Annotated in this window: 20 protein-coding genes and 1 riboswitch; of the genes, 16 read left to right on the forward strand and 4 right to left on the reverse strand. The window is 44.9% G+C overall.

Annotated features, from left to right (window positions below; all coding sequences use genetic code 11):
- Positions 1 to 140: 140 nt before the first annotated feature.
- From B5G33_RS19485 to B5G33_RS19495, 3 genes are all read left to right on the forward strand, one after another.
- Positions 141 to 779, forward strand: coding sequence for a GNAT family N-acetyltransferase (locus tag B5G33_RS19485; protein ID WP_087418823.1), 639 nt, complete (start codon positions 141 to 143; stop codon positions 777 to 779).
- A 28-nt stretch (positions 780 to 807) separates the two neighbouring features.
- Positions 808 to 3,225, forward strand: a complete 2,418-nt coding sequence (locus tag B5G33_RS19490) for a glycoside hydrolase family 3 protein (protein ID WP_087418824.1) — start codon at positions 808 to 810, stop codon at positions 3,223 to 3,225.
- 92 nt (positions 3,226 to 3,317) lie between these two features.
- Positions 3,318 to 4,205: a DegV family protein gene (locus B5G33_RS19495; RefSeq protein ID WP_164496683.1), complete on the forward strand. Its 888-nt coding sequence runs from the start codon at positions 3,318 to 3,320 to the stop codon at positions 4,203 to 4,205.
- Between the two features lie 454 nt (positions 4,206 to 4,659).
- On the opposite strand, the gene B5G33_RS19500 is transcribed toward B5G33_RS19495, so the two are convergent.
- The gene (locus B5G33_RS19500) at positions 4,660 to 5,505 is read right to left on the reverse strand and encodes a DUF368 domain-containing protein (RefSeq protein ID WP_087268740.1); all 846 of its coding nucleotides are present in this window, start codon (positions 5,503 to 5,505) and stop codon (positions 4,660 to 4,662) included.
- 268 nt (positions 5,506 to 5,773) lie between these two features.
- On the opposite strand from B5G33_RS19500, the gene B5G33_RS19505 reads away from it, so the two are divergent.
- The 9 genes from B5G33_RS19505 (at position 5,774) to B5G33_RS19545 (ending at position 14,973) form a co-directional block, all read left to right on the forward strand.
- Entirely contained in the window at positions 5,774 to 6,646 is an 873-nt protein-coding gene (locus B5G33_RS19505) for a methionyl aminopeptidase (protein ID WP_087418825.1), read from the forward strand.
- Entirely contained in the window at positions 6,646 to 7,548 is a 903-nt protein-coding gene (locus B5G33_RS19510; RefSeq protein ID WP_087418826.1) for an RluA family pseudouridine synthase, read from the forward strand. Before B5G33_RS19505 ends, B5G33_RS19510 begins: the two co-directional genes overlap by 1 nt.
- 1 nt (position 7,549) lies before the next feature.
- On the forward strand, positions 7,550 to 8,134 hold the full coding sequence (locus tag B5G33_RS19515; protein WP_087418827.1) for a M48 family metallopeptidase: 585 nt from the start codon (positions 7,550 to 7,552) through the stop codon (positions 8,132 to 8,134).
- A gap of 69 nt (positions 8,135 to 8,203) precedes the next feature.
- Positions 8,204 to 9,403 carry a class I SAM-dependent rRNA methyltransferase gene (locus B5G33_RS19520; RefSeq protein ID WP_087418828.1) on the forward strand — a complete coding sequence of 400 codons (1,200 nt, stop codon included), beginning with the start codon at positions 8,204 to 8,206 and terminating at the stop codon, positions 9,401 to 9,403.
- Positions 9,404 to 9,501: 98 nt separating this feature from the next.
- Positions 9,502 to 9,580, forward strand: a riboswitch (ZMP/ZTP riboswitch).
- Between the two features lie 60 nt (positions 9,581 to 9,640).
- The gene (locus tag B5G33_RS19525; RefSeq protein WP_087418829.1) at positions 9,641 to 10,354 is read left to right on the forward strand and encodes an IMP cyclohydrolase; all 714 of its coding nucleotides are present in this window, start codon (positions 9,641 to 9,643) and stop codon (positions 10,352 to 10,354) included.
- 58 nt (positions 10,355 to 10,412) lie between these two features.
- Positions 10,413 to 11,597, forward strand: a complete 1,185-nt coding sequence (locus B5G33_RS19530; protein WP_087268724.1) for a phosphoribosylaminoimidazolecarboxamide formyltransferase — start codon at positions 10,413 to 10,415, stop codon at positions 11,595 to 11,597.
- A 206-nt stretch (positions 11,598 to 11,803) separates the two neighbouring features.
- On the forward strand, positions 11,804 to 12,853 hold the full coding sequence (locus B5G33_RS19535) for an NAD(P)-dependent alcohol dehydrogenase (protein WP_087268721.1): 1,050 nt from the start codon (positions 11,804 to 11,806) through the stop codon (positions 12,851 to 12,853).
- A 245-nt stretch (positions 12,854 to 13,098) separates the two neighbouring features.
- Entirely contained in the window at positions 13,099 to 14,085 is a 987-nt protein-coding gene (locus B5G33_RS19540) for a diaminopimelate dehydrogenase (protein WP_087418830.1), read from the forward strand.
- Between the two features lie 9 nt (positions 14,086 to 14,094).
- On the forward strand, positions 14,095 to 14,973 hold the full coding sequence (locus tag B5G33_RS19545; RefSeq protein ID WP_087268716.1) for a YitT family protein: 879 nt from the start codon (positions 14,095 to 14,097) through the stop codon (positions 14,971 to 14,973).
- Between the two features lie 170 nt (positions 14,974 to 15,143).
- Here the strand turns inward: B5G33_RS19545 and B5G33_RS19550 are convergent, their stop codons facing one another.
- Positions 15,144 to 16,559, reverse strand: coding sequence for an amidophosphoribosyltransferase (locus B5G33_RS19550; protein ID WP_087418831.1), 1,416 nt, complete (start codon positions 16,557 to 16,559; stop codon positions 15,144 to 15,146).
- Positions 16,560 to 16,799: 240 nt separating this feature from the next.
- On the opposite strand from B5G33_RS19550, the gene B5G33_RS19560 reads away from it, so the two are divergent.
- The 4 genes from B5G33_RS19560 to B5G33_RS19575 all read left to right on the forward strand — a co-directional run bounded on the left by B5G33_RS19560 (position 16,800) and on the right by B5G33_RS19575 (position 21,111).
- Positions 16,800 to 17,564, forward strand: coding sequence for an exodeoxyribonuclease III (locus B5G33_RS19560; protein ID WP_087418833.1), 765 nt, complete (start codon positions 16,800 to 16,802; stop codon positions 17,562 to 17,564).
- Positions 17,565 to 17,635: 71 nt separating this feature from the next.
- Positions 17,636 to 18,688 carry a selenide, water dikinase SelD gene (gene selD / locus B5G33_RS19565; protein ID WP_087418834.1) on the forward strand — a complete coding sequence of 351 codons (1,053 nt, stop codon included), beginning with the start codon at positions 17,636 to 17,638 and terminating at the stop codon, positions 18,686 to 18,688.
- On the forward strand, positions 18,685 to 19,836 hold the full coding sequence (locus tag B5G33_RS19570; protein WP_087418835.1) for an aminotransferase class V-fold PLP-dependent enzyme: 1,152 nt from the start codon (positions 18,685 to 18,687) through the stop codon (positions 19,834 to 19,836). The genes selD and B5G33_RS19570 overlap by 4 nt, the downstream gene beginning before the upstream one ends.
- A 6-nt stretch (positions 19,837 to 19,842) precedes the next feature.
- A complete protein-coding gene (locus B5G33_RS19575; protein ID WP_087418836.1) occupies positions 19,843 to 21,111 on the forward strand; it encodes a DNA polymerase Y family protein in 1,269 nt (422 codons plus the stop codon).
- A 151-nt stretch (positions 21,112 to 21,262) separates the two neighbouring features.
- Here B5G33_RS19575 and B5G33_RS19580 read toward each other — a convergent pair whose 3' ends face one another.
- Both B5G33_RS19580 and B5G33_RS19585 read right to left on the reverse strand, forming a co-directional pair.
- Positions 21,263 to 21,787, reverse strand: a complete 525-nt coding sequence (locus B5G33_RS19580; RefSeq protein WP_087268695.1) for an ECF transporter S component — start codon at positions 21,785 to 21,787, stop codon at positions 21,263 to 21,265.
- 219 nt (positions 21,788 to 22,006) lie between these two features.
- Positions 22,007 to 22,576: a xanthine phosphoribosyltransferase gene (locus B5G33_RS19585; RefSeq protein ID WP_087268692.1), complete on the reverse strand. Its 570-nt coding sequence runs from the start codon at positions 22,574 to 22,576 to the stop codon at positions 22,007 to 22,009.
- Positions 22,577 to 22,888 lie beyond the last annotated feature (312 nt).

The following is a 22,888-nucleotide window of genomic DNA, read 5'->3' on the forward strand; positions in this document are numbered from 1 at the left end:
CATTGGCTTATCATCAGTATAAGAGGATGAAGACCTGTATGTAATGGCTTTTTTAATTTGACTAGGATTGGCTATTTTAGCCTGACACTAGATGGTTATTTTAACCCGACGCTAATAGCGACAAAGGAGAATGACAGGATATGGTGCAAAAAAAACAGGAAATTACCTATAGGGAACTTAGAAAAGAGGACTATAGACAGATGGAAAGAATCCTGGGAGATACCTGGGGATTCAGCCGTAGATGTAAAGATCAGAAAGTGGTAAGGCTGTTGGAAGAATCTTATTGGGCAAGTCTGCTTACTCAGGAAAATTTTGCCAGAGTGGCCCTCATAAATGGAAAGCCTGTGGGAGTGGTTCTGGCAAGAAAAGAAGGAAAAGGACGAAAAAATTTTACTATGAATTTTCGTGGACTTTTCTATGGGATACGCCTTGGACTCAGCCAGGAAGGACGGAGCAATCTGAAGCTTTTCAGGGAACTGAACCGCCAGAACCGGCAAATGTTTAAAGAACAGGGAGAAAAGTTTGATGGTGAGCTGATCTATTTAAATATTCTCAGGAGCAAAAAAGGAAAAGGTATGGGAACTCAACTCTGGGAAGATGCGAAAGCATTTATCAAAGAAAATGGAGGCAAGAATTTCTTTTTCTTTACAGATACAACCTGTGACTATAAATTTTATGAGAAAAAAGGATGTCAGAGGATCTGTGCCTCTGAGAAGATTGTGGATATAAGCGGACAGAGAAAGCATCTGGAAATGTTTATTTATAAATATGAATTATAATTGCCGATAAGGCAGGAGGATGAATTTTATGGAGAAGTGGTCAAGGTTTAATTATCAGCCATGTCTGCCCCTTGGAAAAGAGGGTGCAAGAGTGACAGGATGCAGGGAGCATATTGAACTGTCGAGAAATGCAGCAGGAGAGGGAATGGTGTTGCTGAAAAATGAAGGATCTCTGCTTCCCTTCTGTAAAGGACAGAAACTGGCAGTTTTTGGAAAGGCTGCAGTGGACTATGTAAAGGGCGGCGGCGGAAGCGGAGACGTGACCGTGGCTTATACCAGAAATCTTATGGAAGGTCTGAGGATTAAGGAGCAGGAAGGAAAAGTGGAGGTCTTCTGGCCTGCTGCAGGGTATTATGAAAAGGAAATTCAGGCTCAGTATGCAAAGGGCTACTGTCCGGGAATGACTCTGGAGCCGGAAGTTCCGGAAGAGCTGCTGGGACAGGCCAGAGCTTTTACAGATACGGCTGTAGTGACAATCTGCCGGTATTCTGGAGAAGGCTGGGACAGAAAGAGTATTGCAGATAAAGCTTTTGCAGGAGGTGATCAGTCTCTTGCAAGACTTTCTGCCAGCATTTTTGAGAACGGTGATTTTTGTCTGACCGAGGCAGAAAAGCAGATGGTGGAGAAAGTGAAAAAGACCTTCCCTCATGTAGCAGTAGTACTGAATGTAGGCGGTATGATCGACACTTCCTGGTTTAAGGAAGATAAAAGTCTTTCCGCTGTGCTTATGGCATGGCAGGGGGGCATCGAGGGAGGATTGGCAGCTGCGGACATCCTTTGCGGAGACGTAAATCCTTCTGGAAAACTGACGGACACCTTTGCGCAAACCCTGGAAGACTATCCATCTTCTGAGGGATTCCATGAGTCTCTGGACTATGTGAATTATGAGGAAGATGTCTATGTGGGATACCGGTATTTTGAATCTTTCCCACAGGCGAAAGCAAAAGTCATTTATCCTTTTGGATATGGCCTTTCCTATACGGAGTTTGAAATCTGTACAAAGAACATTTCCGTAGAGAATGACCAGGTACGTGTTAAAGCAGAGGTTACAAATTTAGGGCTTCGCCCAGGAAAAGAAGTGGTCCAGGTATATTATAGCGCACCTCAGGGAAAACTTGGCAAACCGGCCCTGGAGCTGGGAACTTTTCAGAAAACCCGTCTGCTGGCAGCAGGAGAGACCCAGACTATGATCCTGACATTTTCAGTATCGGATATGGCTTCTTTTGATGACCTGGGAAAAGTCAGCAAGTCAGCCTATGTTCTGGAAGGGGGAAATTACAGCTTTTATGTGGGAAATTCTGCAGAGAATCTGGAAAAGTGGAGAGAAGACTGGGTACTGAACGGAGACCGTATTGTCAGCCAGCTGACCAGTAAATCTGCTCCATATAAACTGCCAAAACGTCTTACCGGGGACGGCTCTTATGAGATGCTTCCGGAAAGAGAACAGATTCAGGAACCTCTGGGACTTCCAAAGCAGGATATGGACCGCTTAGAAGGAATGGAACCTGCAGACAGGGGCTATGGACAGATGCTGCGGGAAGAAATAGAAAAATCCGGAAAACATATGCTTTCAGAAGTGGCAGAGGGAAAGATTACTCTGGATACATTTATGGAACAGTTGTCTGATGAAGATCTGGCTCATCTTCTTGGCGGTCAGCCAAATACCGGTGTAGCTAATACCTACGGTATGGGAAATCTGAGAGAGTATGGTATTCCCAATGTGATGACGGCAGACGGTCCTGCAGGACTGCGGATCAGGCCTCAGTGCCGCGTGTATACCACAGCCTGGCCCTGTGCCACGATGCTGGCCTGCACCTGGAATACAGAGCTGGTAGAACAAGTCGGAGCAGCAGGAGCAAGTGAGGTAAAGGAAAACAACATCGGAATCTGGCTGACACCGGCTATGAATATTCACAGAAGCCCTCTCTGCGGAAGAAACTTTGAATATTATTCAGAAGATCCTCTGGTAGCAGGAAAAATGGGAGCAGCTATGGTACGTGGCATCCAGTCTCAGCATGTGGCTGCATCTGTAAAACATTTTGCCTGCAATAATAAGGAATCAAACCGTAAAGACAGTGATTCCAGAGTCTCAGAAAGAGCTTTAAGAGAGATTTATCTGAAAGGTTTTGAAATCGTGGTAAAAGAGTCTGATCCCTGGACCATTATGTCTTCTTACAATCTGGTCAATGGACACAGGGCTTCTGAAAGCTGGGATCTGCTTACCGGAATCTTGAGAGAAGAATGGGGATTTAAGGGAATTGTTACCACAGACTGGTGGACCAGAGGAGAACATTATAAAGAAGCAAAAGCGGGAAATGATATCAAAATGGGCTGCGGTTATCCTGACAGACTGCTTATGGCCATGGAAAGAGAACTGATCACAAGGGAGGAAATAGCCATCTGCGCCAGAAGAATCCTGGAGATGATTTTGAAACTGGCACACTGACAGAAGCGGAATCAGTCTTTTCAAGCCGGCAGAGAAATGATAAAATAAAAATACATATATTTGTATGAATATGAATAGGGGAGGAGAGACTCATGAATAACTATGTAATTACATGCTGCTCTACTGCAGATATGCCAGCCTCTTATTTTGAGGAAAAAAAGGTTCCTTATGCCTGCTTTCATTTCCTTCTTGACGGAAAGGAATATCCGGATGATCTGGGGAAATCAATTTCTTTTCCAGACTTTTATCGGATGATCGCAGATGGAGCTCAGCCCACTACGGCTCAGGTCAATACGGAGCAATATATAAACCTGTTTGAGCCAATCCTGAAAGAGGGGAAGGATATAATGCACCTGACGCTGTCCAGCGGTATTTCCGGCACGATTAATTCTGCTAATATGGCGAAGGTCCAGATGGAGGAAAAATATCCGGACAGAAAAGTCGTGATAATTGATTCCTTAGCTGCTTCTTCCGGTTTTGGACTTCTTCTGGATAAGGCCCTGGAAAATCAGGAGAAGGGTATGAGCCTGGAAGAAAATGTTCAGTGGATTGAGGAGAATAAAAACAAGCTTCATCATTGGTTTTTCTCTACAGACCTTACCAGCTTTATCCGGGGAGGAAGGATTTCCAAAGTTTCCGGTTTTCTGGGACAGGCTCTGAATATCTGTCCTCTGATGAATGTAAATAACGAAGGGAAGTTGATCCCCAGAAATAAATACAGGGGAAAGAAACAGGTCATTCGTGAGATGGTTAAGAGAATGGAAGAACATGCCCAGGGTGGTCTGGAGTATAGTGGCAAGTGCTATATCTCCAATTCTGCATGTATGGAGGATGCCAGAAAAGTGGCAGATATGGTAGAAGAGAAATTCCCAAATCTTAACGGAAAAGTGTTGATCAATAGTATTGGAACTGTAATCGGAACTCATACAGGACCGGGAACTGTAGCGCTGTTTTTCTGGGGAGATGAGAGAACAGAATAATCTATTTGGCTAATTGTACGTTTTATAATTTTCTATAAGCGATTACAGCAAATGTAAAAGGCATCATTCAAAATTTTTTATTCTGAATGATGCCTTTTAACGTATTTCGTTATCCATTGGCGGATACCTCTTTTCGTATTTTTCGATTTCAAATGTTCTTTAAATTTCTGGTGGTCCGTACCGTCCTTTCTTTAAAATTATGAGTAGTAATTTAATCTTTTGGTGGTATCAGTCCTTTCTGTTTTTTTCTTTTGATTTATTTTATGGTTAAATTATAACAGCCTATTTCGGATATGTCAATAATAAAAATAGAAAATTTTAAATAAAATATATTATAAACAGTTTTGAATGGTGATAAATCTTAAAAAATCTGAAAATTTTTAACAAAAGAAAACCAGATGAAAACTCAGAAAATAAAAAGCTTCATCTGGCTTTGCTGTTGCTATTTAGAAGATTACTCCACTTTTACTCGACTGTTAAATTTATCAAGAGCAAGAGCGACGAGGATTCCTATAATAATACATACTCCGTTGACCAGAGCTGTTCCAGGGGATGTAAATCCAGAAAACGGAATGATCATGACTGTAGCGGCAATGACAATACCGATGATTCCGTGAAAGGCGATGGAATAGTAATTGTCAAATAAGGCGTTCACCGCTTTTGCCAAGCAGATCACAGTTACCAGAGCTCCGATACCGCCGGGGATCAATATTCCCATATCGAAGTGTCCGATTCCGTCAATAAAAGGCGTATACAGACCCAGAGGCATGAGAAGGGTAGAAAAACTCATTCCCGGTGCGATTATGCTGAGGGCCAGGCAAAATCCACAGAAGAGATACCAGAAGAAATTTGGGGCAACTTCTATGGAAGTCATCTGAAGACCGATGAGCAGGGTAAAGATAACACACATACATACTGCCATAGAGATGTAAGAACCTTTGCTGCGTCCCTGTTCTCCTGCTTCGCGGAACAGAGAAGGAAGCATTCCTGTAATCAGTCCGATAAAAACACACACGGAAGGATCCGGATATTTTTCCAGGAAAAAGGACAGGATATTAGCCACTCCCAGAAAGCCGATGACTCCGCCGATAATAACGGGAATTAATTTGGGTACATGGGTTTTAAAGTTTTTAAAGGGATTGGATAAAAGTTCCATGATGGGCTTGTAGATACCAAAGATTACGCTTAAAACACCTCCGGAAATGCCGGGAAGTACAGCACCAAGCCCGATCAGCGCTCCCTGCAGTACACGAAAAATGAACTGTAGAGGAGTCATTTTGCTGTTTTGATTCTTATTCATATTTTACTGATCCTTTCTGAATTCTATTTCAAATTATTCCAGACCTTATTATTTATACTATCTTTTCTCCTGTTTTTCAAGTAAAAACAAATATATTCCTGTTTATTGCCTGGAAAAATAAATCATGATATACTACCCTCAGTGTAGGAGGCGTTTGGCCCCTTGTACACTGAGGATAACCAAGGAGCCGCCGACAGCCGCCAAAGGAATAGAAAGGTTCTTTTGTATACGGAGGGGACAGTTACATAGGAAAAGGAGACAAAAACATATGGAAATATTAGAGAGAAATGCACCCTGCTGGTGCGGCAGCGGAAAGAAATATAAAAAGTGCCATGAGGCTTTTGATGAAAAGCTGAAGATGTATGAGAATAAAGGAGTGCTTATTCCTTCTCATGAGATCATTAAAACTCCGTCACAGATTGAGAAAATCAGAGAAAGCGCAAAAATCAATATAGCGGTACTGGATTATGTAGCCGAGCATATCCAGCCAGGGGTCACCACCCAGGAAATTGATGATTGGGTGTATAAGATCACCACAGAGGCAGGAGGAATCCCTGCGCCTCTGGATTATGAAGGCTATCCGAAGAGTGTGTGTACCTCCATTAATGACCAGGTGTGCCATGGAATACCCTCAGAAGATGTGACGCTCAAAGAGGGAGATATTGTAAATGTGGATGTATCTACGATATTGGACGGTTATTTTTCAGATTCTTCCCGTATGTTCTGCATCGGGGAGGTGGGAACGGAGAAACAGCGTCTGGTGGATGTGACCAAGGAGTGTGTGGAAAAAGGACTGGAGCAGGTAAAGCCCTGGGGATTTCTGGGAGATATGAGTCAGGCTGTCTATGACCATGCTCACGCTAATGGCTATTCTGTAGTCCGGGAGATCGGAGGACACGGAATAGGTCTGGAATTCCATGAAGATCCCTGGGTAGGATATATTGGAAAGGCAGGTACGGGCATGCTTTTGGCTCCCGGCATGATCTTTACTATTGAACCTATGATCAATATGGGGGGCCATGAGATTTTTGTAGACGACAGCGACGGCTGGACAGTGTACACAGAAGACGGCAAACCTTCTGCCCAGTGGGAGATCATGGTACTGGTAACAGAAGATGGATACGAGGTTCTGGCTTATTAATGAAAACCCTGGAATTGATTTTAGATGAAGACACTGCTTTTCAGCCTCTGGACTATGTGCTGAAAAAGCATCTGGGGCTGACAAAAAGACAGATCAGTCAGGCGAAATTTCGGGAAAAAGGAATCTGCATAAACGGAGAGAAACAGCGGATTTCATATGTGGGAAGGCCTGGAGAAATTTTGACAGTATGTCTGGAGGAGCAGGAGACAGACTGTGGAAAAGTGGCGCCTCTGGATGGGGAGCTGGAAATTCTTTATGAGGATGAGGACATTCTGGCAGTAAATAAGCCTTCGGGAATAGCCTGTCATCCGGGGCGGGGACACTATAGGGATTCCCTAGGGAACCTGGCGGCAGGTCTTTTTGAAAAAAGAGGAGAGCCCCGTCCTGTAAGGATTATAGGGCGGCTGGACAGAGATACCTCCGGAGTGGTGATACTGGCCAAGAATCAGACTGCCGGGGCAAGACTGGGAGAGCAGAAGGAAAAAGGAATTTTCCAGAAGGAGTATCTGGGAATTGTCAAAGGACGGCTGGAAAATCACGAGGGAAGAATCCAGGAGCCCATAGGAAAAATCCCTGGGGAAAAAATGAAAATGCAGGTGGATGCCAGGGGAAAAAGGGCGGAGACTCAGTATGAAGTACGGGAGTTCCTGGACAATGCTACAGTAACTGCCTGGGAAATTTATACAGGAAGGACCCACCAGATCCGGGTTCATATGGCCTGGCTGGGGCATCCTCTTCTGGGAGATATGCTCTACGGAGATGGGGAAAATCCTTATTTTCCAGGCCTGGCGCTCCATTGCCGGAGAGCAGTATTCTGCCAGCCTTTTACCGGGGAGAAGATAGAAGTCCTGGCATCTCCACACCATTGGGGCAGGATTGAAAACCCAAAAAGGAGTCTCTGAATTGAAGAAGGATGTAAAGAAACTGGTGAAGCTTCAGATTAACGGAGAAAATATCCAGATAGAGAAAAAGAAAATAAAAAATATGTATCTGCGTATTTCACCAGCTAACGGAGAAATACGGGTTTCCGCCCCTGAGAGGATGTCTGTAAAAACTGTGGAAGGGTTTGTCAGAGAAAAATGGAACTGGATTATGGATACCAGAAAAAAACTGGAGGAAAACAGGGCTGCCTGGGCTGAGGAGGAGCTTTCTGAGGAAGAGCGGAAGCGGCAGAAGGAACTATACAGAAAGCAGCTTGCGGAAATACTTCCTGAAGTAATCCGGAAGTGTGAACAGATTACAGAACTTCACGCCAGGGAATGGCGGCTGAGAGATATGAAAACCCGGTGGGGAAGCTGCAATACAGTAAAGAAAAGGATATGGCTGAACATTCAGCTGGCAGCCTGTCCAAGAGAATGTCTGGAATATGTGGTGACCCATGAGCTGGTCCATTTACTGGTGCCGGGACATGGAAAGGAGTTCTGGGCATATATGGACCGTTTTTTCCCTGACTGGAAAAGGGTAAGAAAAGAACTGAATGGAAGATAAAAGCATTGGCAGAAAGGCCTGGCTTTAAATAGAATAGGAAAGAAATAGAGAAAGACAGGAGATGAGAGAATGAGTAATGCAGTTGTGACATTGAAAAAGGGTGAGGGAAGAGCGTTGAAAGCAGGGGGCCCCTGGATTTATGACAATGAGATTGAGAGTATTATGGGAAGCTTTGAAAATGGTGATATTGTGTTGGTCCATGACTTTGATGGCTACCCTATGGGAAAAGGATTTATTAACATGAATTCCAAAATCCGCATCCGGATGATGACAAGAAGAACAGATGTGGAGATTGACAGAGAGTTTCTGAAAACACGGGTGAAAGATGCCTGGGAGTATAGGAAAAAGACTGTGGATACCAGCAGCTGCAGGATTATTTTTGGAGAGGCAGATTTTCTTCCCGGCCTTGTGGTGGACAAGTTTTCTCAGGTATTGGTGGTCCAGTCTCTTGCCCTTGGCATTGACCGGATGAAGGAGACCATTGTAGAAGTCCTAAAAGAAGTACTGGCAGAAGACGGAATACAGATTCAGGGAGTTTACGAGCGGAGCGATGCCAAGGTCAGGGCCCAGGAAGGGATGGAACGTGTAAAGGGATTTATTGGAGAGCCTTTCGATACTCTGGTGGAGATCGAGGAAAACGGAGTAAAATATCAGGTGGATGTTAAAGATGGCCAGAAAACCGGATTTTTCCTGGACCAGAAATATAACCGTCTGGCAATCCAGAAGCTTTGCAAAGGTGCCAGAGTCCTGGACTGCTTTACTCATACAGGTTCCTTTGCCCTGAATGCGGGAATTGCCGGAGCTGCAGAAGTGACAGGAGTAGATGCCTCTGAACTGGCAGTTCATCAGGCGGGAGAAAATGCAAAGCTCAATGGATTGGAAGACAGGGTGAAATTTATCTGTGAAGATGTTTTTGAGCTTCTTCCTGAGCTGGAGAAAAAGGGAGAGAAATATGATATGGTGATCCTGGACCCACCGGCCTTTACCAAGTCCAGGAATTCTATCAAAAATGCAGTACGGGGATACCGGGAGATCAATCTGCGGGCTATGAAGCTGGTGAAAGACAGAGGATTTCTGGCAACCTGTTCCTGCTCCCATTTCATGGATTATGAGCTGTTTACCCAGACCATCGGCCAGGCAGCCAGAAATGCCCATAAGCGTCTGCGTCAGGTAGAGTTCAGGACCCAGGCAGCGGATCATCCGATTTTGTGGGGAGCGGGGGATTCTTACTATCTGAAGTTTTATATTTTCCAGGTGTGTGAGGAGTAGCACAAGGAATTTTGAAGAAGCTGTAAAATTGTCAGTATTGAGGATAATCATTTTCTCACAAAAATCATTGACTTTTTTTACCATAGATGTTATGTTTTAAGTGCTTATATGACTGACGGAAGTGGAAATGACCACAGGGAGTATAAGCGAGAGAAGCCGACCGTCTGGGCAGAATGCTCGGATAGTGGGCTTTTTTCATTGTTATAGTTATTATATATCTGTAAAGGAGAGAAATTCATGAAGATGCTGTCATTGTCAGAAGAACTGAAAAATAATGCATACCCGGGAAGAGGTATCGTGCTGGGGAAGACCCCGGATGGAAAGAAAGCTGTGGCTGCTTATTTTATTATGGGAAGAAGCGCCAACAGCAGAAACCGTGTGTTTGTAGAGGATGGAGAAGGTATCCGTACCCAGGCTTTTGACCCTTCAAAAATGGAAGACCCCAGCCTGATCATTTACGCTCCTGTTCGTGTACTTGGGAATAAAACAATTGTTACAAACGGTGACCAGACAGATACTATTTACGAGGGTATGGACAAGCAGATGACATTTGAGCAGTCTTTAAGGAGCCGTGAGTTTGAGCCTGACGGACCAAACTACACCCCTAGAATTTCAGGAATTATGCATATTGAAAACGGACATTATAATTATGCTATGTCTATTTTAAAAAGCAATAATGGGGATCCGAAATCTTGCTGCAGATTTACCTATGCTTATGAGAATCCGATAGACGGAGAAGGTCGTTTTATCCATACTTATATGCATGACGGCAATCCTCTGCCAAGCTTTGAAGGAGAGCCGAAAGTAGTGGGGATTTCCGGTGATATTGACGCCTTTACAAAGGAGGTCTGGGAGAGCCTGAATGAGGAAAATAAGGTGTCTCTGTTTGTTCGGTTTATTGACATTGAGACAGGAAAATATGAAACCAGGATCGTAAATAAAAATAATTAATATATCAGAGAAATACTCTGGACAGCAATAATGCAGATAATGGAAAGGAAGTTAGAATATGAAAGAATTAGCGCTGAAATACGGATGTAATCCAAACCAGAAACCATCTAAGATCTATATGGCAGACGGCTCTGACCTGCCTATCAAGGTTCTCAGCGGAAAGCCGGGATACATTAATTTCCTGGACGCTTTTAACGGCTGGCAGCTTGTAAGAGATTTAAAGAAAGCAACAGGACTTCCGGCAGCTACATCCTTTAAGCATGTGTCTCCGGCAGGCGCTGCTGTGGGACTGCCCCTTACAGAGACGCTGGCAAAAATCTACTGGGTTAATGATATGGACTGGAAAAACTTTTCACCTCTTGCCTGCGCTTATGCAAGGGCCAGAGGGGCTGACCGTATGTCTTCTTTTGGAGATTTTATCGCTCTTTCTGACGTGTGCGACAGAGATACGGCTATGCTGATCAAGAGAGAGGTTTCTGACGGCGTCATCGCTCCGGGATATACCCAGGATGCACTGGATATTCTTGCTCTAAAGAAAAAGGGCAATTACAATGTCATTGAGATTGATCCGGATTTTGTACCGGCACCTCTGGAACATAAGGAAGTTTACGGTGTTACTTTTGAACAGGGACGTCAGGAACTGGCTATTGACGATGCGCTGATTTCTAACATTGTCACAGAGAACAAAGAGCTGACAGAAGAAGCCAGGAGGGATATGAAGATTTCTCTGATCATCCTGAAATATACCCAGTCCAATTCTGTATGCTATGTAAAAGACGGCCAGGCAATTGGCGTAGGAGCAGGACAGCAGTCTCGTGTACACTGTACACGTCTGGCAGGACAGAAGGCAGATAACTGGTGGCTGAGACAGTGCCCGAAGGTATTGGAACTGCCTTTTAAAGATACCATCAGCCGTGCTGAGAGAGATAATGCCATTGATGTGTATATCGGCGAGGAGTATATGGATGTACTGGCTGACGGTCAGTGGGAGAAAACCTTTACAGAGAAGCCAGAGGTATTTACAAGAGAAGAAAAGAGAGCATGGCTGGATAAGATGACAGAGGTTACTCTGGGTTCTGACGCTTTCTTCCCCTTCTCAGACAATATTGAGAGAGCGCATAAGAGTGGGGTTAAATATGTGGCGGAACCAGGCGGTTCTGTTCGTGATGATGCAGTGATTGAAACCTGCAATAAATATGATATGGTAATGGCGTTCACCGGAATACGTCTGTTCCATCACTAAAAATCATTGGGGGGTTTTTAGGAAAGTAAAAGGCCATTTCTGACAAGAAATATCCAGATAAATTGTCAATTTTTTCATGGAAAATGTCAGGAAATTTACTTGAAGTATGGAAAAGCGGGGATTATAATTAGGCTATCATTACGACTAGAGAATTGGTGAGGCTGTCCGGGAAAAAGGGCAGTCTCACAAAACAGGAGGTATGGATTATGGAAGGCAAAATGAAAGTGGCGGTAATGACCGACATTCAGAAGATCGAATTTGAAGAGAGGCCAATTCCGGTGCCGAAGGATGATGAAGTGCTGGTGAAACTGGATTATGTGGGAATCTGCGGTTCCGATCTTCATTACTATGAAACAGGGGCTATTGGGGATTTTGTTGTGGAGCCGCCTTTTGTTCTGGGCCATGAGCCTGGAGGAGTGGTAGTGGAAGTAGGTAAAGATGTAAAGCATCTTCAGGTTGGCGACAGAGTTGCTCTGGAACCGGGAAAAACCTGCGGACATTGTGAATTCTGCAAAGAGGGCAAGTATAATCTCTGCCCTGATGTAGTCTTTTTCGCAACGCCTCCGGTGGATGGTGTGTTTCAGGAGTATGTTGCTCATGAGGCAGCGCTGTGCTTTAAACTGCCGGATAACGTAAGCACCCTGGAGGGCGCTCTTATAGAGCCTCTGGCTGTAGGATTTCATGCAGCTATTCAGGGAGATGCGCATCTGGGGCAGAAGGCTGTAGTTATGGGTGCCGGCTGTATCGGCCTTGTATCTATGATGGCCCTGAAAGCCAGAGGAGTCAGCGAAGTTTATGTGGTAGATGTGATGGATAAACGTCTGGACAAGGCTATGGAACTGGGAGCAACCGGTGTTATCAATGGAATGAAAGAAGATGTTGCAGCAAAAGTCCGGAAGCTTACAGATGGAAAAGGAACAGATTTGGTCATTGAGACTGCTGGTTCTGAAATCACTTCCAGACAGGCAATCGAGATTGCGAAAAATGGTTCTACCATAGTATTTGTAGGTTACAGCAAGAGCGGAGAAGTTACTCTGCCTATGAGTGTTGCATTGAATAAGGAGCTGACTTTTAAGACTGTATTCCGTTATAGAAATATTTATCCTATGGCAATCCAGGCAGTGGCTGATGGAAAGGTAAATCTGAAAGGTATTGTTACAAAGGAATATCCTCTGGATCAGGCGGATATTGCCATGGATGAATCCATTAAGAATAAGGCAGATATTGTGAAGGCTGTTATCAGAATTCACGACTGAGCTGTAAATCAAAGAGAAGTTACATAAGGAGAGCAGGCATTTTTTTCTGGATTTCAGAAAAGATGTCTGCCTTTTTATGCCTTAAAAGCAGAGCTTCAGCAGTGGAATACACGGGGCAGATTGCTGCAGGAGGCTATGTAAAGTTTCGGATTCTGCATTGACAATGCCTCTCAGTTTGGTATACTTTGAAAGTGGCAGAGGATATTCTCTGCCGGATATTATACAGAAAGATAGGAGAATGAGATATGAGCATCAGAATCGGAATTTTAGGATACGGGAATCTGGGCAGAGGCGTAGAGTGTGCGATTAAGCATAACCCGGATTTAGAACTGAAAGCAGTTTTTACACGGAGAGACCCTGCTTCTGTAAAAATTCTTACAGAGACGGCAAAGGTTTATCATGTAGACGAGGCTGTTAAGATGAAAGATGACATTGACGTGATGATCCTCTGTGGAGGAAGTGCTACAGACCTTCCTGTACAGACTCCTGAATTTGCAAAATATTTTAATGTAGTGGACAGTTTTGATACCCATGCAAAAATCCCGGAGCATTTTGAAGCAGTAGATAAGGCTGCAAAGGAAAGTGGAAAAACAGCTCTGATTTCTGCAGGATGGGACCCAGGAATGTTTTCATTGAACCGCCTGTATGCCAACGCTATCATGCCTACTGGAAAGGACTATACTTTCTGGGGTAAAGGAGTAAGCCAGGGGCATTCTGACGCAGTCAGAAGGATCGAAGGCGTTATCGACGCCAGACAGTATACCATTCCTGTGGAAAAAGCATTGGAAGCTGTAAGAAACGGTGAGAATCCGGAACTGACTACAAGAGAAAAACATACCAGAGAGGTATTTGTGGTAGCAAAAGAAGGGGCTGACAAGGCAAGAATTGAGAATGAGATCAAGACTATGCCAAATTATTTTGATGAGTATGATACCACTGTACACTTTATTTCAGAAGAGGAAATGAAGAGAGACCATGCAGGACTTCCTCACGGAGGATTTGTGATCCGTACAGGAAAGACAGGATGGGATGACGAGCATAATCATGTCATCGAGTACAGCCTGAAACTGGATTCCAATCCGGAATTCACATCTTCTGTTATTGCTGCTTATGCAAGGGCTGTATATCGCCTGAATAAAGAAGGACAGACAGGCTGCAAGACAGTATTTGATATTGCACCAGTATATTTAAGTGCTCAGTCCCCTGAGGGACTTCGCGCCCATATGCTTTAAGAGAAGGTTATGAAGAAAAATGTGAATTCGAAAATAGACCCCAAAAGAGAAGTAAAAAGGCTTATCTTTGGTCTTATAAGCGCAGCGATCATGGCTGTGAATATTAAAACTTTTGTACAGGCCGGCGGCTTATATCCGGGAGGATTTAACGGAGTCACCAGACTGATTCAGACAGTTTTTGACCAGTTTTTGGGAATCCCTCTTCCTTTTGCTCCGGTGAGTCTGCTTTTGAATGCAGTCCCGGCGATTATAGGCTTTAAGGCGATAGGAAAGAAATTTACCTTAAATACCAGTCTGATTATTGTAGTAACCAGTGTTTTGACAGATATTGTGCCTTCAGTTCCAATCACTCAGGATATTTTGCTGATCAGTATCTTCGGCGGACTGATAAATGGAGCTGCCATCAGCCTGGCGCTGATAGGAGGAACCTCTACAGGCGGGACAGATTTTATTGCTGTATATTTTGCAGAGAAAAAGAATAAGGACGTGTGGAATTATATCCTTATGGGAAATGGAGTAGTTCTGCTTCTGGCGGGTATGCTTTTTGGATGGGACAAGGCTCTTTACTCCATTATTTTCCAGTTTACTTCTACTCAGACCATCCATCTGCTGTATCAGGCCTACAATAAAGTAACACTGTTTATAGTTACGGATAGTCCCAAAGCAGTATACGATGCCATTTATGAAGTGACCAATCACAGTGCTACGGAATTTTCTGCCACGGGTATGTATTCCAATGAAGGAAGAAAAATGATCTACTCCGTAGTTTCCAGTACAGAGGCAAAGGTGCTTATAAGAAAGGTCATGCTGGCAGACCCCCATGCATTTGTAAATGTGGTAAAGACAGATATACTTATGGGACGGTTTTACCAGAAAGAAAACTATTAGCAGGGCCGGGACAGGAGAGGATTTCCTGTTTGTGACGGTTATAACCAGGTTTGTAGGGAACTGCTAGGAAAAAGAAACCACCAGTTTTGATGGAAAATCCTCAAAGAGAAGGCCATCAAAACTGGTGGTTTGCTTATTTATGGCAATGTGAAAAGTATGGGGACTATTGCTTATTTCCCATTAAAGCAGTAAGTACATACCTTACATGGCTCTATGCCGATAGAAGCCAGCAGGTCGTCCAGACGGTGGAAGTGAAGAGTTGTAAAGTTCAGTTCTTTTTCAATATCTTCCAGCATCTCTTTGTAATTCTGGGAATCCGGATCTGCATAGGTATCCAGAACCTCCCGGCTGACATTGTCTCCTTCCCTTTTGGCAATGATCCGTCTGGTGATCAGATCCATCTCGGATTTAGAACGAGAGAAATTCAGGAAGGGACAGCCAAAGAGCAGAGGCGGGCAGGCCGGACGGATGTGGACTTCCTTGGCTCCGCTGTTATATAAAAATTCTGTAGTTTCCCGAAGCTGTGTTCCACGGACAATGGAGTCGTCGATGAGCAGCAGGCTCTTGTTTTTGATCAGAGCTTCTACAGGAATCAGCTTCATTCTGGCGATCAGGTTCCTCTGTTCCTGTCTGGAAGGCATGAAGGAACGGGGCCAGGTTGGTGTATATTTGATAAATGGGCGGGAGAATGGGATTCCGGATTCATTGGCATAGCCAATGGCATGGGCGGTTCCAGAGTCCGGTACGCCGGCTACCAGGTCAGGCTTTACATGTTCTCTCAGGGAATCTCTCTGAGCCAGTCTCTTTCCACATTCATAGCGCATGTTTTCTACATTTACCCCCTCATAGGTAGAGGTAGGATAGCCGTAATATACCCACAGGAAAGAACAGATTTTCATTTCATTTAAGGGTTCTGAGAGTGTCTGCACAGACTCAGGGGTAAGAAAGACAATCTCACCGGGACCTAATTCCCTTAAGGTCTCATATCCCAGATTCAGATAAGCAAAACTCTCGAAAGAGGCACAGTGAGCTCCGTCTTTTTCACCGATGACCAGAGGGGTGCGCCCCATACGGTCTCTGGCAGCATAGATACCTTCTGGAGTCAGTACCAGAAGAGTCAGAGAGCCGTCTACTTTTTCCTGAGCATAGCGGATTCCCTCGGTGATACTGGCCTGCTGGTTGATGAGAGAAGCTACCATCTCGGTAGGGTTGATGCTTCCGCCGCTCATCTCCAGAAAGTGTGTGCAGCCGTTTTTATAAGATAAATTTACCAGCTCGTCCATGTTGTTGATCTTTCCTACTGTTGTAATAGCAAAGCTGCCTAAATGGGACTGTACCAGGAGGGGCTGGGGTTCTGTATCTGAGATACAGCCAATACCTGAGTTGCCTTCCAGTTCATCCAGGTCTCCGTCAAATTTTGTACGGAACGGGGTATTCTCGATATTGTGAATGGAGCGGGAGAAGCCGTCTTTGCCGTATACGGCCATACCGCCTCTTCTGGTGCCTAAATGAGAATGATAGTCAGTTCCGAAAAATAAGTCCAAAGTACAGCTGGACTTTGATGTTACTCCAAAAATTCCACCCATGGTTGTTCTCCTTTTCTACTACAGATTTAAAGCAGCAGTACAACGGCTGGGGGAACCAGAGTTACGGTCTGGCCAATGGCGCCGGGAAAACTGCTGCGATTAAAGTCTACCCCTTATTATATACAGGAATTTCCGGATTCGTAAAGACGTTTATGAAAAGTTTTTTCCTTCGCAACAGAGAAAAAATAGTGTATAATGGGGAAAAAGCTGTGCAAACAGACAATGAAAAAGGAGAAAAGAATGAAATTTATTTCGTGGAATGTAAATGGGCTCCGGGCCTGTGTGCAGAAGGGATTTAATGAATATTTTCAGGAGGCGGATGCAGATTTCTTCTGCCTTCAGGAGACAAAGCTTCAGGAAGGACAGATTGATTTTGCTCCGGAAGGATACCACTGTTACTGGAACTATGCAGTACGGAAAGGGTATTCCGGAACGGCCATTTTTACCAAAAAGGAGCCTATGTCGGTCACTTATGGCATTGGAATAGAGGAGCATGACCAGGAGGGGCGTGTGATCACTCTGGAATACCCGGATTTCTATATGGTTACGGTATATACTCCAAATTCCCAGAACGAGCTGGCAAGACTGGACTACCGGATGAAGTGGGAAGACGACTTCAGGGTATATTTAAAAGGGCTGGATGAGAAAAAGCCCGTGGTCATGTGCGGAGACCTGAATGTGGCTCATAAAGAGATTGACTTGAAAAATCCTAAAACTAATCGTCACAATGCAGGATTTACAGACGAAGAGAGAGAAAAATTTACAGAATTTCTGGAGGCTGGATTTACAGATACTTTCCGGTATTTTTACCCGGAAGAGACCGGGATCTATTCCTGGTGGTCCTATCGGTTTAAGGCCAGGGAGAAAAATGCAGGGTGGCGTATTGATTATTTCTGTGTGTCCAAAAGACTGGAGGAAAAGCTGATCTCAGCGGGGATCCATACGGAGATTTTCGGCTCAGACCACTGCCCGGTAGAGGTACAGATTGATTTAAAGGGAGAATAGACAGCCGGCAGAGAACCGGAAGACAATGGAAAAGCCATATGGGAATTCAAGACGAGACGAGGTAAAAGCAGATGGAAGAGAAGATAAAACTGACCCAGTATTCCAAAAGCGCCGGATGTGCGGCAAAACTGGGGCCTAAGATCCTGCAGGAAGTAGTGGGAAAATTGCCGAAATTTCAGGATGAAAACCTGTTGGTGGGAGTGGAAACTTCAGATGACGGAGCTGTGTACAAAATTTCGGAGGACCTGGCTATGATACAGACCCTGGACTTTTTTCCCCCTATGGCAGACGATCCCTATGTATTCGGTCAGATTGCGGCAGCCAATGCCCTCAGCGATATCTATGCTATGGGAGGGGATCCCAGACTGGCTCTGAATATTGTGGCCTATCCAAACTGTCTGGGCAGCGAAGTCCTGGGCGAAATCCTGGCAGGAGGAGCTGCCAAAGTAAAAGAAGCGGGAGCTGTTCTGGCAGGGGGGCATTCAATTAATGACGAGGAACCCAAGTATGGCATGAGTGTCACTGGATTTGTTCATCCGGACAGAATCTGGAAAAACGCTGGAGCTCAGCCGGGAGACCTGCTGATCCTTACCAAAGCCTTAGGAGCAGGTATCCTGAATACTGCTGTGAAGGCAGACCTGGCCTCACCGGAAGAGAAAAAAGCAGTACAGGAAAGTATGACATATCTGAATAAGACAGCTATGGAAGTTTTTCGCCAGTTTCCCATTCACTGCTGTACAGATGTGACCGGTTTTTCCTTGGCAGGCCATGGCCTGGAGATTGCCAAAGCCAGCCAGGTGAGCCTGGAGATTTTTACAGATAAGCTGCCCCTATTGCCTGGAGCTTTGGATTACGCTTCCATGGGGCTGGTGCCGGAAGGAACTTATCGAAATAAAGCCTATCAGAAAGAAGAGACTTTTCTTGAACCGGAGATTTCCGAAGCTATGGAAGATCTGCTTTTCGACCCCCAGACCTCCGGCGGGCTTCTTGCCGCTGTGGCTTTTGAAGATGGAGAGAAACTTCTGGAAGCTTTGAAAGAAGGGGGGCTTGTGACTCCGGCGGCAGTTATCGGCAGGGTGGAAGAAAGAAAAGAACATTTTATTTACTTCAGGAGAAAGAAATGATTTATCTGGATAATGCAGCCACAACTTTATATAAGCCAGAGACAGTGCGAAGGGCAGTTTATGAGGCTATGGGGACGGTGGGAAACAGTGGAAGGGGAGCCTGGGGGCCTGCCCTTTCCGCTTCCAGGCTGGTATATTCTGTCCGGGAAAAAGCAGCAGAGTTTTTCGGAGCCTGGGGAGGTGAGTCGGTAGCTTTTACTTCTAACGCCACAGAGGCCCTGAATATTGCCATTGAGGGCCTGGTGAAAAAGGGAGACCATGTGATCACCACCCAGGCAGAGCATAATTCTGTGCTGCGGCCTTTGTACAGGAAAGAAAAAGAAGGAGCAGAACTGACCATACTTCCTGCTGACGAAAAAGGAAATTTTTCTCTGGCAGATATGGAAAAGGCGGTTCGCCAGAATACCACTGCAGTAATCTGTACCCATGCCTCCAATGTTACCGGAAATCTTTTCCCGGCAGAGGAGATTGGAAATCTGTGCAGGAGACACGGCCTTCTGTTTATCCTGGATGCTTCTCAGAGCGCAGGAGAGGCCTTTATTGATATGCAGAGCATGCACATAGATGTTTTATGCTTTACCGGACATAAGGGACTTATGGGACCCCAGGGTACCGGAGGGATCTGTGTGGACCCTCAGGTGAAGATCCCGCCCTTTAAAACCGGCGGCAGCGGAATCCTGTCTTTTGACCGGGAGCATCCGGGCTCCATGCCTGAGGCTCTGGAAGCAGGGACTTTGAACATTCATGGTCTTGCAGGTCTGGGAGCAGCTTTTGATTATCTCAGAGAGACTGGATTGGAGAAAATCATAGAGCATGAGAAAAGACTGGCAAAGCTTTTCTATGAAGAAGTAAATGACATAGAAGGGGTGAGGGTCTATGGAGATTTTTCCACTGGGGAGAGAACCCCGGCAGTGTCTCTCAATGTGGTGGGATATGATTCAAAAGAGGCAGGAGAGATTCTGGCCGGAGGATATCAGATTGCCACCAGGGCAGGCGTCCACTGCGCCCCTCTGATCCATGAGGCTCTGGGGACCAGGGAAAGAGGGACCCTGCGGTTTTCTTTTTCCTGGTTTAATACAGAGGAGGAAATCTACAAGGCGGCTCTGGCAGTAAGAGAGATTGGCCAAGAGTGGAAATACGAGGAGTGAGAAGCTGTGGAAAAAGTGATCTTTCATATTGATGTGAATAGTGCCTATTTATCCTGGGAGGCAGTGTACCGCCTCCGGGAACAGGGAGGGTCAGTAGATTTAAGGGAGATTCCCTGCGCTGTGGGTGGAGATAAATCTAAGAGACACGGGATCATTCTGGCAAAATCCCTGGCTGCCAAGGCCTGCGGCGTGCGTACAGGAGAGCCTCTTACCGAGGCTTTAAAGAAATGCCCCGGTCTTACAGTTGTGCCTGCTCATCATAGCCTGTATCGGCAGTATTCTAAAAAGTTCATGGATATTTTAAGAGAGTATACTCCAGACGTACAGCAGTACAGTATTGATGAGGCCTTTATGGATATGAGCGGAATGGAGAAGATCATCGGAGACCCGGTGGCTTTTGCCCACAAGCTGAAAAACAGGATCAGCCGGGAACTGGGATTTACAGTAAACATAGGTATTTCATCAAACAAATATCTGGCAAAGATGGCCTCGGATTTTGAAAAACCGGATAAGGTCCATACCTTGTTCCCGGAGGAAATCCCAACAAAGATGTGGCCTCTGCCGGTGTCTGACCTGATTTTTGTTGGACGCTCTACTCAGGAAGCCCTTCACAAACTGGGAATTTATACCATTGGTCAGCTTGCTGGTACAGATGTGGAGATCCTGCGCCATCATCTGAAAAAGCAGGGAGAGACTATATGGGAGTTTGCCAATGGCAGAGATTCTTCTCTGGTGGAGCCTGTGCCTGAGGGAAATAAAATGTATGGCAACAGTACCACAGTGGCCTTTGACATTACTGATGAGGATACGGCCAGAATGGTCCTCCTGTCTCTTAGCGAGACGGTAGCTTCCCGGCTTCGGAAGGACGGCCAGAAAGCCCAGATGGTATCTGTGTCTATCCGCAATACAGATATGAAGACTGTATCTCACCAGAAAGTCATGCCTGCAGCTACAGATATTACAGAAGAAATCTATGAGGCAGCCTGCCAGCTTTTTGAAGAACTCTGGGACCAGAGTCCTATCCGGCTTCTGGGAGTACAGACAGGAAAGCTGTCTTCCGAGAGTCAGGGACGGCAGATGAGCCTTTTTGATAATACAGATTATGAAAAAATGGAACGGATGGACCAGGCAGTAGATAAAATCCGGAAAAAGTATGGAAAGAATGCTATTATGCGGGCTTCTTTTTTAGATAACAAAAAAGTGGACCATATGACAGGAGGGCATCCTGACGGAGGACAGGTAAACCTGAAGACTTTGAAAGAAAGAAAAAAATAGATGCTGTCCCATTCATCAAAATCGAGAATATTTATACATTTTATTGCTCAGTCTGCACAGCCTTGAGCCTATGGTCTTAAAGCTGTATTCGACAAATTTGCATAAAATGTATAAATATTCCTGAAATATGTTTAATGGGACATCCCCTCGTTTATCGCTGAGCGTAGAGCAGGCGCTTTACGTCAGGTACTGCTGAGAGGATTGGATAGAGGATCAGTGAAATGATCAGTCCGCTGACACCCTGAATGATGTTGGCAGGAATGCTGGCGGCTGCTCCTATTCCGTAGAGCACATATTCAAAGAGGAAATATCCTCCTGCCACTAAAACAATATCGATAATACCTCCCAGGACAACACCGGCGATCCGGCCTTTAGGGGATACGGCGGCTTTCCGGTATGCCAGGGCAGCCAGAAGGGCCACAAGACCTTTGACAAGGAAGGTTATGGGAACATAGGTGAGATACCCTCCCAGAAGGTCAGACATACAGGAACCGATGCCGGCAGCCAGAAATCCGTATACCGGCCCCAGAATGACGCCGGAAAGAATCACAATGGCATCGCCGGGATGGATATAGCCTCCGGTTCCCGGGGTGGGAATACGGATGGACATGGTAGCAGCACATGTCAAAGCTGCAAAAAGAGCAGCCAGAATAATCTTTTTTGTCTGGTTTTTCATAGACAGTCACTCCTTTTCTTTTTGGTTTTCTATACTATAAAGGAAAACTGGCTATATTAAAATAGCCAGTTTTAAAAAGAATGACCAGTCCAGTTAAAAAACTGCCCCATGAAACAGAAACTCAGGATAGTTCTGTTTCATGGGGCAGCTGCGTAAAATGGCTCTTTTATTCCTGCGAGTAACGAGCCAAGCGGGCATGCTTGCATGTCCATTTGGCGACTACCGGAAAGTAAGGGAATCATTGGTCATAGAGTCAATGATAGCCAGTGACTCTACCCGGATACCCTGTTCACGAAGACGGTCTCCTCCGTGCTGAAATCCTTTTTCAATAACAATTCCGGCGCCTTCCAGAACAGCTCCGGAATTTTTTACAATGTCAATAAGTCCCATAAGGGCACAGCCATTAGCCAGAAAGTCGTCAATGATCAGTACATGGTCTTCCGGTCCCAGATATTTTTTTGAGAGAATTACGTCATAGACTTTTTTGTGGGTGAAGGATTCTACTTTCGTACAGTACATTTCCCCATCCAGATTCAGGCTCTGAGCCTTTTTGGCAAAAACCACCGGAACGTTAAAATATTGTGCCACAATACAGGCAATGCCGATGCCGGAAGCCTCAATGGTGAGGATCTTGTTGATAGGAGCGTCTGCAAAGATCCGTTTAAACTCCTTTCCTAATTCGTTGATAAACGGAATGTCCATCTGGTGATTTAAAAAACTGTCTACCTTTAAAACATTTCCGGGCTTTACAACCCCGTCTTTTAGAATACGCTCTTTCAAAAGCTCCATCTTTTGATTCCTCCCTGTTTATGATAAATAATATGTTATCTGATATAACAATCGGATATGATTTCTATTATAATACGGCATAATGAAAAGCTTGGCAATTTATTTTTTCGATTTTTGTAAAAAAATAGCGGGAAATCTGGAAATATGGCGATTTTATGTTACAATAGTAGAAATTGGACTCATTAAGTCTATATACAGGAGCTTCCTGTATAATACAAATATAGGGAATTCCACGAAAGGTGGTTGAGAAAAAAAGATACCTCAGAGTAAAATAAGATTTGCTGACTTTGCTGGTTAGTACAAATCCTATAG

Source organism: Blautia sp. An81, from assembly GCF_002161285.1.
Lineage (GTDB): Bacteria > Bacillota > Clostridia > Lachnospirales > Lachnospiraceae > Blautia > Blautia ornithocaccae.